General features: G+C 36.9%; 6 protein-coding genes, 2 tRNA genes and 3 rRNA genes (1 of these 11 only partly in view). 8 read left to right on the top strand and 3 right to left on the bottom strand.

Annotated elements, in window-relative coordinates; translation table 11 throughout:
- From ACKGJI_RS09085 to rrf, 5 genes are all read left to right on the top strand, one after another.
- A 16S ribosomal RNA gene (locus tag ACKGJI_RS09085) occupies positions 1–202 on the top strand (it extends 1,309 nt beyond the left edge of the window).
- A 96-nt stretch (positions 203–298) separates the two neighbouring features.
- Positions 299–375 (top strand) — tRNA-Ile (locus ACKGJI_RS09080).
- A 117-nt stretch (positions 376–492) separates the two neighbouring features.
- Positions 493–568 (top strand) — tRNA-Ala (locus ACKGJI_RS09075).
- Between the two features lie 193 nt (positions 569–761).
- Positions 762–3,673: ribosomal RNA gene (locus ACKGJI_RS09070) — 23S ribosomal RNA — on the top strand.
- A 257-nt stretch (positions 3,674–3,930) separates the two neighbouring features.
- Positions 3,931–4,046 (top strand): 5S ribosomal RNA (gene rrf / locus ACKGJI_RS09065).
- The 16S, 23S and 5S rRNA genes sit together here with 2 tRNA genes alongside, the layout of an rRNA operon.
- A 62-nt stretch (positions 4,047–4,108) precedes the next feature.
- Here rrf and tilS read toward each other — a convergent pair.
- Genes tilS through panC form a run of 3 tightly spaced genes read right to left on the bottom strand, consistent with a single transcriptional unit; the run spans position 4,109 to position 7,206 of the window.
- The gene (gene tilS / locus ACKGJI_RS09060) at positions 4,109–5,086 is read right to left on the bottom strand and encodes a tRNA lysidine(34) synthetase TilS (protein WP_458699966.1); all 978 of its coding nucleotides are present in this window, start codon (positions 5,084–5,086) and stop codon (positions 4,109–4,111) included.
- Positions 5,061–6,374, bottom strand: coding sequence for a 30S ribosomal protein S12 methylthiotransferase RimO (rimO, locus tag ACKGJI_RS09055; RefSeq protein WP_458699965.1), 1,314 nt, complete (start codon positions 6,372–6,374; stop codon positions 5,061–5,063). Before rimO ends, tilS begins: the two co-directional genes overlap by 26 nt.
- 7 nt (positions 6,375–6,381) lie before the next feature.
- Complete coding sequence (gene panC, locus ACKGJI_RS09050; protein WP_458699964.1) at positions 6,382–7,206, bottom strand: pantoate--beta-alanine ligase; 825 nt, start codon at positions 7,204–7,206, stop codon at positions 6,382–6,384.
- Between the two features lie 55 nt (positions 7,207–7,261).
- On the opposite strand from panC, the gene prfB reads away from it, so the two are divergent.
- From prfB to ACKGJI_RS09035, 3 genes are all read left to right on the top strand, one after another.
- Positions 7,262–8,359, top strand: coding sequence for a peptide chain release factor 2 (gene prfB, locus ACKGJI_RS09045; RefSeq protein ID WP_458699962.1), 1,098 nt, complete (start codon positions 7,262–7,264; stop codon positions 8,357–8,359).
- 212 nt (positions 8,360–8,571) lie between these two features.
- Positions 8,572–8,898, top strand: a complete 327-nt coding sequence (locus ACKGJI_RS09040; protein ID WP_458699961.1) for a hypothetical protein — start codon at positions 8,572–8,574, stop codon at positions 8,896–8,898.
- Positions 8,899–8,928: 30 nt separating this feature from the next.
- Positions 8,929–10,602, top strand: coding sequence for an alpha-keto acid decarboxylase family protein (locus tag ACKGJI_RS09035; protein WP_458699960.1), 1,674 nt, complete (start codon positions 8,929–8,931; stop codon positions 10,600–10,602).
- Positions 10,603–10,606: the final 4 nt, after the last annotated feature.

The raw sequence follows: 10,606 nt of genomic DNA, 5'->3' as shown, positions 1-10,606 counted from the left end.
TGGAATCGCTAGTAATCGTAGATCAGCAATGCTACGGTGAATACGTTCCCGGGTCTTGTACTCACCGCCCGTCACACCATGGGAGTTGATTTCACTCGAAGCCGGAATACTAAATTAGTTACCGTCCACAGTGGAATTAGCGACTGGGGTGAAGTCGTAACAAGGTAACCGTAGGAGAACCTGCGGTTGGATCACCTCCTTTCTAGAGTATAAACTCATACATCTCACAATGTATGAGTAAGAGGTTATCTTGAGCTTGTAAAGTGCTTATTTAGTTTTGAGAGATTGATTAGAGAAGGGGCCTGTGGCTCAGGTGGTTAGAGCGCACCCCTGATAAGGGTGAGGTCACAGGTTCAAGTCCTGTCAGGCCCACCATTTTTAGCCAATACAGCTCAAAGCTAAAATTTTTAGTTTAGTCACTTACTCTTAAGTAAGCTCCTGCACTAAAAATATTACCTTTGCACTGTATAAACTAAAAGAGTTATCAGGCTTGGGGAATTAGCTCAGCTGGGAGAGCGCCTGCCTTGCACGCAGGAGGTCAGCGGTTCGATCCCGCTATTCTCCACCATTTCTAATAACATTTAAAAGGATAAGAAGTTTAATTTAATTTCTATTGTATATAGGTAGAGATTAAATTAGATTTTAAATAATCTATGTTCATTAAATTATAATTGTTGATTGTCAAAAATAGAAAAACAATTTTGCTGACTTATTAAAGATTTATTTTTAGTAAGGAAGTAAGTGCGAATTAGAATAGTCAAAGGTAAGCTATTAAGAGCGAATGGTGGATGCCTAGGCTGTAAGAGGCGAAGAAGGACGTACTAGACTGCGATAAGCTACGGGGAGCCGTCAAGAGGCTTTGATCCGTAGATTTCCGAATGGGACAACCCAGCATGGCGTGAGTCATGTTACCCTACGGGGGGCTAACCTGGTGAAGTGAAACATCTCAGTAGCCAGAGGAAGAGAAATCAAACGAGATTCTGCTAGTAGCGGCGAGCGAACGTGGAAGAGGGCAAACCCAATGCTTGCATTGGGGGTTGTAGGACTGCGATATTGTACTTCAAAGGATAGTAGAATAATCTGGAAAGATTAGCCATAGAGAGTGAAAGCCTCGTATACGAAATCTGGCGAAGACATAGCAGTATCCTGAGTAGGGCGGAACACGTGATATTCTGTCTGAATCCGGGGGGACCACCCTCCAACCCTAAATACTACTTACAGACCGATAGTGAACAAGTACCGTGAGGGAAAGGTGAAAAGGACCCCAGTGAGGGGAGTGAAATAGAACCTGAAACCATTTGCTTACAATCATTCAGAGCCCTATGATTTATCAGGGTGATGGACTGCCTTTTGCATAATGAGCCTGCGAGTTGTGGTCAGTGGCAAGGTTAAGGATACCCGGAGCCGTAGCGAAAGCGAGTCTTAATAGGGCGACATAGTCACTGGCTGCAGACCCGAAACGAAGTGATCTATCCATGAGCAGGTTGAAGCTGGTGTAAGAGCCAGTGGAGGACCGAACCGGTAGGCGTTGAAAAGTCTTCGGATGACTTGTGGATAGGGGTGAAAGGCCAATCAAACTTCGTGATAGCTGGTTCTCTCCGAAATATATTTAGGTATAGCGTCATGTTGTAGCATAGGGGGGTAGAGCACTGATTGGGCTAGGGCCTACACCAAGGTACCAAACCCTGTCAAACTCCGAATACCCTATGTGTAATCATGGCAGTCAGACGGCGGGTGATAAAATGCGTCGTCGAGAGGGAAACAACCCAGACTACCAGCTAAGGTCCCAAAGTTAAACTTGAGTGGAAAACGATGTGGAGTTACTTAAACAACCAGGAGGTTGGCTTAGAAGCAGCCATCCTTTAAAGAAAGCGTAACAGCTCACTGGTCTAGTGATTCTGCGCGGAAAATATAACGGGGCTAAAAGTTTACACCGAAGCTGTAGACTCAGATTTATCTGAGTGGTAGGAGAGCGTTCTAGTCAGCGTTGAAGCCATACCGGTAAGGAGTGGTGGAGCGGCTAGAAGTGAGCATGCAGGCATGAGTAGCGATAAAAGGGGTGAGAATCCCCTTCGCCGAAAACCCAAGGTTTCCTACGCGATGCTCGTCATCGTAGGGTTAGTCGGGACCTAAGTCGAGTCCGAAAGGGGTAGACGATGGAAAATAGGTTAATATTCCTATACTAATTTGTGAGCGTGATGGAAGGACGCTTAGGGCTAAACGAGCTAACTGATGGAATAGTTAGTCGAAGGATGTAGGTTGTGATGGAGGCAAATCCCTATCACACAAGACCGAGACCCGACAGGCTCTAGATACTCTTCGGAGTGGAAGGAGAATCGTTGATGCCGTCGAGCCGAGAAAAGTTTCTAAGCATATCACAAATTACCCGTACCGTAAACCGACACAGGTGGGTGAGATGAGTATTCTAAGGCGCGTGGAAGAATCCTGGTTAAGGAACTCTGCAAAATAGCACCGTATCTTCGGTATAAGGTGTGCCTCCTCTGGTATAGGACTTTACGTCTGAAAGCTAGAAAGGTTGCAACAAAGAGTCCCTCCCGACTGTTTACCAAAAACACAGCACTCTGCTAACACGTAAGTGGATGTATAGGGTGTGACGCCTGCCCGGTGCTGGAAGGTTAATTGATGCAGTTAGCATTAGCGAAGCTGTTGATCGAAGCCCCAGTAAACGGCGGCCGTAACTATAACGGTCCTAAGGTAGCGAAATTCCTTGTCGGTTAAATACCGACCTGCATGAATGGCGTAACGAGATGGGAGCTGTCTCGACCAGGAATCCAGTGAAATTGTAGTGGAGGTGAAAATTCCTCCTACCCGCGGCAAGACGGAAAGACCCCGTGCACCTTTACTACAGCTTGACACTGCTGTTGGGATATAGATGTGCAGGATAGGTGGGAGGCTTTGATTCATGGTCGCTAGATCATGATGAGCCGTTGTTGAGATACCACTCTTCTGTATTCTGATAGCTAACTCCGTACAGTTATCCTGTGCGAGGACAATGTCTGGTGGGTAGTTTGACTGGGGCGGTCGCCTCCTAAAAAGTAACGGAGGCTTACAAAGGTTGGCTCAGGACGGTTGGAAATCGTCCGCAGAGTATAATGGTACAAGCCAGCTTGACTGTGAGACGTACATGTCGAGCAGAGACGAAAGTCGGTCATAGTGATCCGGTGGTTCTGTGTGGAAGGGCCATCGCTCAAAGGATAAAAGGTACGCCGGGGATAACAGGCTGATCTCCCCCAAGAGCTCACATCGACGGGGAGGTTTGGCACCTCGATGTCGGCTCATCGCATCCTGGGGCTGGAGCAGGTCCCAAGGGTATGGCTGTTCGCCATTTAAAGCGGTACGCGAGCTGGGTTCAGAACGTCGTGAGACAGTTCGGTCCCTATCTGCCGTGGGCGTAGGAAGATTGAGGAGAGTTGACCCTAGTACGAGAGGACCGGGTTGAACGAACCACTGGTGTATGGGTTGTTCTGCCAAGAGCATCGCCCAGTAGCTATGTTCGGATGTGATAACCGCTGAAAGCATCTAAGCGGGAAGCCAACTCCAAGATGAATCTTCCCTGAAGACCTCATGAAGACTACATGTTTGATAGGCTGGGTGTGTAATGGATGAAAGTCCTTTAGCTGACCAGTACTAATAGGTCGTTTGGCTTATCTTTATTTTAATTCGCAACTTGCTTCCTTATTAGAGATAAATCTAATAGGAAACAAAATGTTTTTCAAGACAATCAATTATTAATGGGAGTCAGAGCTTTACTTTTAACTTTTTAGCAAAAGTTAAAACTCAAGCAACAGACCCCAAAAACACACAAAAAGTGTTAATGAAAATATACTCTTAACCGGAGTCAGAGCTTTACTTTTAACCTAAAGGTAAAAAGTAAATCAGCAGACCCCTAAGTATCTTTTCATTAACACTTCCGGTGGCTATAGAGAAGAGGAAACGCCTTGCTCCATTTCGAACCAAGAAGCTAAGCTCTTCATCGCCGATGATACTCTCCCTTACTGGGACGGAAACGTAGGTCGCTGCCGGTTCCTGTGTTATTTGTCTTTCCCCCCTTTTTTTTACTACTACTTTTTTTCTTTTCCTTTCTTTTTTATATGGTAATATTTTCTTTGTACATGTAAGGACGAATTTTAGCTGGAATTTTAGCTAACCTACAAGCTTCTTTAAACTTTTTATCCATTGTATTTTTACAAAAAGGTGCTATGTAGATCAAATCTTTGCTATAACATATGGCAATTTTGCTAGAAATAATGCAATCTTTAGTTCTGATTATCTCATTTCTCATATCTTTGCTTAAAAGAACGCCTAAATTTTTTGCTATTTTATCAATGCCTCTTATGTTTATCAAATCATCTTCATATCTTTTAAGTATGTATAAGTCTTTTTCTTTTTTTATCAAATCTGGCATTAATCTTTTAGCATCTTGACTTAAGTATTCAAAGCTTCTTTTTAATCCCTCTTTGTACTCTTTGACAAAAGATGATGCAAACTCATGCCTTATTTTATTTCTAAGGTATTTGGTATCGTGGTTAGATGAATCAAGAAAATGTTTGATTGAGTTTTTATCTAAAAAATCTTCTATCTCATTTTTGCTTATGTCTAAAAATGGTCTAATGATAGTATAGTTTTCTCGTTTTTCGATTTTGTTCATACCACTTAATTCAACCACTCCAGCTCCTTTTGATAGTTGCATCAAAAGCCATTCAAATTTATCATTTAAATGATGGGCTGTTATGAGGTTTTGGTATGAATTTGTTTTTATGATATTTTCAAAAAACTCATACCTTTTAGCTCTTGCATTATGTTCAAAGTTGTTTTTTTCTAATCTACATGTAAAGCTATAACATTTTTTATTGTGTTTTTTTGCTATCTCTTTTGCGTAGGCTTCTTCTTCGTCACTTTGTTCTCTTGTTTTATAGTTTACCAAAGCAATATCAAAATCAATTTCATATGCTTTTAAGATAAAAAAAAGAGCATTACTATCGCTTCCAGCTGAATATGCTAAAAGATTTTTATGCCCTTTTAATCTTTCTATGATTTCTTTAGAGAGCTTTGGTAACTGTTGCAACTAGTTTATCTCCTGCTAGTTCACTAACTCTAGCTTTATAGATTTTTCCATTTTCAAGTTTGCCAATTTCTGAGTCATTAAGTAAAATTTCCCCATCAATTTGGGGTGACCAAATGAGTTTTTTTGCTCCTAAAATAAACTCATGTTCACTACTCTCACCAAGGCATACAACTTCTATGTCTTTATTTAAATCTTTTTTTAATGAATCTTCATGCTGGATTTTTACTATCTCTTCTATAACTTCAAGTCTTTTGTTGATAGTTTTTTCATCTATCTTATTTTTCATTTCATAAGCTGAAGTTTCTTCTTCATCACTATAAGCAAATAAAGCAATTCTATCAAAGCTAAATTCTTTTAAAAACTCTACTAGTTCATTAAAATCTTCATCACTCTCACCAGGATGACCTATGATAAAACCTGTTCTTAAAAAGCTATCTTTTGCTTCTCTCATCATTTTTAGTTGCTCTATGATCCTTTGTTTGCCAGCACCTCTTTTCATAATTTTTAGCATATTATCACTTATGTGCTGTATTGGCATATCAAAATAGTTATGAAAAAGCTTTGAGTCTATGATAGTTTCTATCAATTTATTTGAAGTAGTTGTAGGGTATAGATAGTGAATTCTAGCACTTCTTATACCTTCAATCTTTTCTACTTCTCTAACTAGCTCAATCAAGCCATCTTTCTTACCAATATCTCTTCCATATGAGCTACTATCTTGAGATATAAAACTAAAGTCAATAAATCCTTTTTTTACTAAAGTAGTTACCTCTTTTATGATTGATTCTATCGTTCTTGAGTGAAGTTTTCCCTTGAAGTTTGGAATTGCACAAAAAGAACAGCTTTGATTACATCCTTCACTTAGTTTGATATATGCATGATAATTTGACCCAGTTATCACCCTTTCTTCATCATCTACTAGATAGGTTGAATTACTAAATCTACTCTCTTTATTTTTGATAATCTCATCAATCTTATCATAATCACCAGTACCACTAAAAAGATCAACTTCAGGTAACTCTTTTTGTAACTCTTCTTGGTATCTTTGTGTAAGACAGCCAGTTACTACCAATAAAGAATCTTTTTTTCTAACTTCATGCAAAGAAAAGATAGTATCTAAACTCTCCTCTTTTGCAGGGCCTATAAAACCACAAGTATTTACAATAAGTACATCAGCAATACTAGGCTCATTTACTATATCATACTCTTTTAATTTTCCTAACATTACCTCAGAATCAACAAGATTTTTGTTACATCCAAGGCTTACCATATATAAATTTTTACTCATTTTTTTCCTATATCCAAATATTATCTATCAATCTTGTGGTTCCAACTTTGCATGCAACTAGGATGATTGAGTTTTTGATTTCAACTGTTTTTATTGTTTTGAAATCTCTGTTGACAATCTCTATGTACTGGGCTTTTAGTGGCTCTAGAGTTTCTTGCATCTTTTCTTTTAGACTATCTACATGTAGATTTCCACGCATAATCTCTCTTGAAGCAATTTTTAGAGATTTTGATATCTTAAGGGCTTCTGTTTTTTCTTCATCGCTTAAGTATATGTTTCTACTAGAAAGTGCTAGGCCATTTTCTTCTCTTACTATCTCGCAAGGGATTATGTTTATATCTAAAAAGAGTGTTTTTACCATATTTTGTATGAGAAAAAGTTGTTGAGCATCTTTCTTCCCAAAATAAGCATTTGTAGGTTTAGTTAGATTAAAAAGCTTTAAAACAACTCTTAAAACTCCATCAAAATGCTTTGGTCTTTGATATCCCTCTAGAGTGTAACTAATTTGGCTTGGAGCAAGCACTATTGGTTCATCTTGAAAATACATCTCACTAATATTAGGCATAAAAACTGCATCAACGCCAGCTAGTTCGCAAATCTTTATATCAGCTTCATATCTTTTTGGATATTTACTAAAATCTTCACCCTCTAAAAATTGAGTTGGATTTACAAAGATTGATACTATTGTATTTTCATTTTGATTCACTGAGTTTTTAATCAAAGATATATGTCCTTGATGTAGCGCTCCCATGGTAGGAACAAAGCCAATAGTTTTACATGTAAGGGATTTTCTATATTCTTTTAGTTCATTTACTGTTTTTAATATTTTCATCTTAGGTTCTTTATTGTAAAATAAGCGACAATTATACCAAAATAAAGGTTAAAATTTGGATAGTTACGAATATACCGAATTACTAAAAAAACTTGAAACAAAGATAGAAAATATAGCTCAAATCATAAAACCAGAGAAGATAGAAGAAAGACTAAAAGAGATTGAAGCACTAGAGGCCGAGGCAGATTTTTGGAGTGATGCAAAAAGAGCTGCTGAAATTTCTAAAGAAAAAACTAGTCTAAATTCTATATATGAGAGATTTCAAAAAGCAAAAAATGCACTAGAAGATACAAGAGATATATATGAGATGGCAAATGAAGAGGGCGATGAAGATACTATCAATGAAGTTGTTAGTGAAGCTAGTAGCTTAGAAAATCTCGTAAGCGACCTTGAAATTGCTATGATGCTAAGTGGTAGTGATGATAGTAAAGATGCTATTGTTAGTATTCATCCTGGAGCTGGAGGAACTGAGAGCCAAGATTGGGCTAGTATGCTTTATAGGATGTATTTAAGATGGGCTGAGAGAAATAACTTTAAGGTTGAAACACTAGATTTCCAAGAGGGCGATGAAGCTGGCTTAAAAGATGTCAGTTTTGTCATAAGGGGATTAAATGCCTATGGGTACTTGAAAGTTGAAAATGGTATTCACAGGTTAGTTAGAATTTCTCCATTTGATTCAAATGCCAAAAGACATACTTCGTTTAGCTCAGTTATGGTAAGTCCTGAAGTAGATGATGATATCGATATAGAAATTGAAGATAAAGACATAAGAATTGATACTTACAGAGCTAGTGGTGCTGGAGGTCAACATGTCAATAAAACAGACAGTGCTATTAGGATAACTCATATTCCAACTGGTATTGTTGTTCAGTGTCAAAATGACAGAAGTCAACATAAAAATAAAGCAAATGCTTTAAAAATGTTAAAATCAAGACTTTATGAGTTAGAGTTAGAAAAACAGCAAGCTCAAAAAGATGGTATTGAAAAAAGTGAGATTGGCTGGGGGCATCAAATACGCTCATATGTATTAGCTCCTTATCAACAGGTAAAAGATATAAGAAGTAATAAAGCTTATTCAAATGTAAGTGCAATTTTAGATGGTGACATCTCTAAAATGATAGAAGATGTTCTAATTTCACAACAAAGCAAATAAATACGACCGCAAGGTTGTGCTTTCTCAAAGAGAGTGATTTGCTAACGCAAACCGCGTTGCTTCACAAGAGTGAGAGGAATTTAACTTGGGCTTCGCTCAAGTTAAAGGAGACAGTAAAAAGAAATACGACCGTAAGGTTGTGCTTCAGTGAGAGGAATTTAACTTGGGCTTCGCTCAAGTTAAAGGAGACAATTAAATAAAAAAGGATACGAATGAGAAACGATGCAATTCTTAGACAATTAGGCTACAGTGTAACACCAAATGCAATAGCTCAAGTTAAAAAAGCTATAGAAGCTACAAAAGATTTTGATTATGTTGAAAAACACCTCATAGCTCTTCATGACAAGTTAAAATCACATCTTTCTTATGTAGCACTCTCTTCAAGCAAAGATTGTTTTAAAATTAAAAATGAAGCAAAAGGCGAAGAGATGATAAAAGATGTAAATGAAATCATAAAAAATTGGTCAGAAAAATACAAAATAAAAATTGAAAAAGTAGAAGGAAAAAATACATATTATGTCATAGGATATGATAAATAAGCATTTAAAAAAAATAAGAGGGGATAAAATATGGTACTGGGTGATTTTATTGTTGAGATAGTTAAGAAATTAGGTGTTAAACACATTTTTGGTGTCCCAGGAGACTATAATTTAAGGTTTTTGGATTTTATAGAACATAGTAATGATTTACAATGGATTGGAAACTGTAATGAATTAAATGCTTCGTATGCCGCAGATGGATACGCAAGAGAGAATGGAATTGGTGTTTTAGTTACCACTCATGGAGTAGGAGAGCTTAGTGCTGCAAATGGAATTGCCGGGAGTTTTGCGCACAATGTACCTATATTACATATAGTGGGGTATCCTAACAGTTCTATATTAAATCATGATATACCAGTTCACCATACACTGGGAAATTATAAAAAAAATAATTTTCTACAATCATTTAGCCCTATTTCTGGCGCTACTACAATCTTAACGAGTGTAAATTATATAGAAGAGATTATGAGGGTAATCTCAAACATGTTAAGAACAAAAAAGCCAGCATATTTAGGTATCCCAACTGATCTTTTGGATATGAAAGTAAGTGATAATATTGATGATATAGTTTTTTGTTTTGAAAGTAGTGATACGTATATGGTTAAAGATGTTGGAGATATTATAGCTAAAAGATTTTCCCAGTCAAAAAGACCTATGTTTTTATTAGGAGTAGATATAGCTAGATTTGGCTGGAGAGAGAAAGTAACTAATCTTTTAAGAAAAACTCAATCAAAATTTACAACTACTTTGATGGGAAAATCTATAATAAAAGATCCAAGTGTAGCAACTCCATATTATATGGGAATTTATGCCGCAGATTACAGTACTGATGGTATGGTTGAGTTGATGCAAAAATCAGATTGTATTATATCTATTGGGACAATTGAGACGGATTTAAATACAGGTGGTTTTAGTGAGCATGGAATAAATTATGACAATGTAATTACAATAAGGCCAAATAGTGTAAAAGTAGGTAAAAAGGTTTACTCTAATTTGAGTGTAAATATGCTTTTAGATTATCTTACAAAAAACCTTGAGGTGAAAGAAGATATATATGAGAATTTTTCTTTACCAGTAGCAAAATTTAAAAAAATAAAAAACAAAAAATTAAATCAACAAGAATTTTGGCCATTTGTTGCTGCTAATTTTATAAAAGAGGGTGACATAGTTATCGCTGAGGCTGGTTCATCTTTGTTTGGTTTGTTGCCTCAAAATTTACCAGCTGGTATTGATTTTGTTTCGCAAATACTTTGGGCATCTATAGGATATACTCTTCCTGCTGCAATTGGCTCAGCCATAGCTTCTCCAGAAAGGAGAGTTCTTTTATTTATCGGTGATGGTTCATTTCAGCTTACAGCACAAGAAGTTAGTTTGATAAAAAAATATGATTTAAATATAACTATATTTTTAATAAATAATGATGGATATACAATAGAAAGAGCTATTCATGGTCCATCTCAACCATATAATGATATATATATGTGGAAATATTTAGATTTCGCTAAATCTTTAGGGATAGAAAAGCTTATTAGTATCAAAACATTTGATGAGCTTGATGAAAATATAGATGAGATTAATAAAGATGGAGGCAAAATGATCGAATTGTTTTTCGAAAAATTAGATTATCCTCCATTGTTAAAGCAAATTTCAGATAGATTAGCTGATGCAAATGCAGGTAAAATTGGCATAAATCACGAGCAATAATTTA

The organism is Sulfurospirillum sp. 1307, from assembly GCF_054408545.1.
The sequence above is the reverse complement of the archived record's forward strand: the minus strand, read 5'-3'. Positions and strand labels throughout refer to the sequence as shown.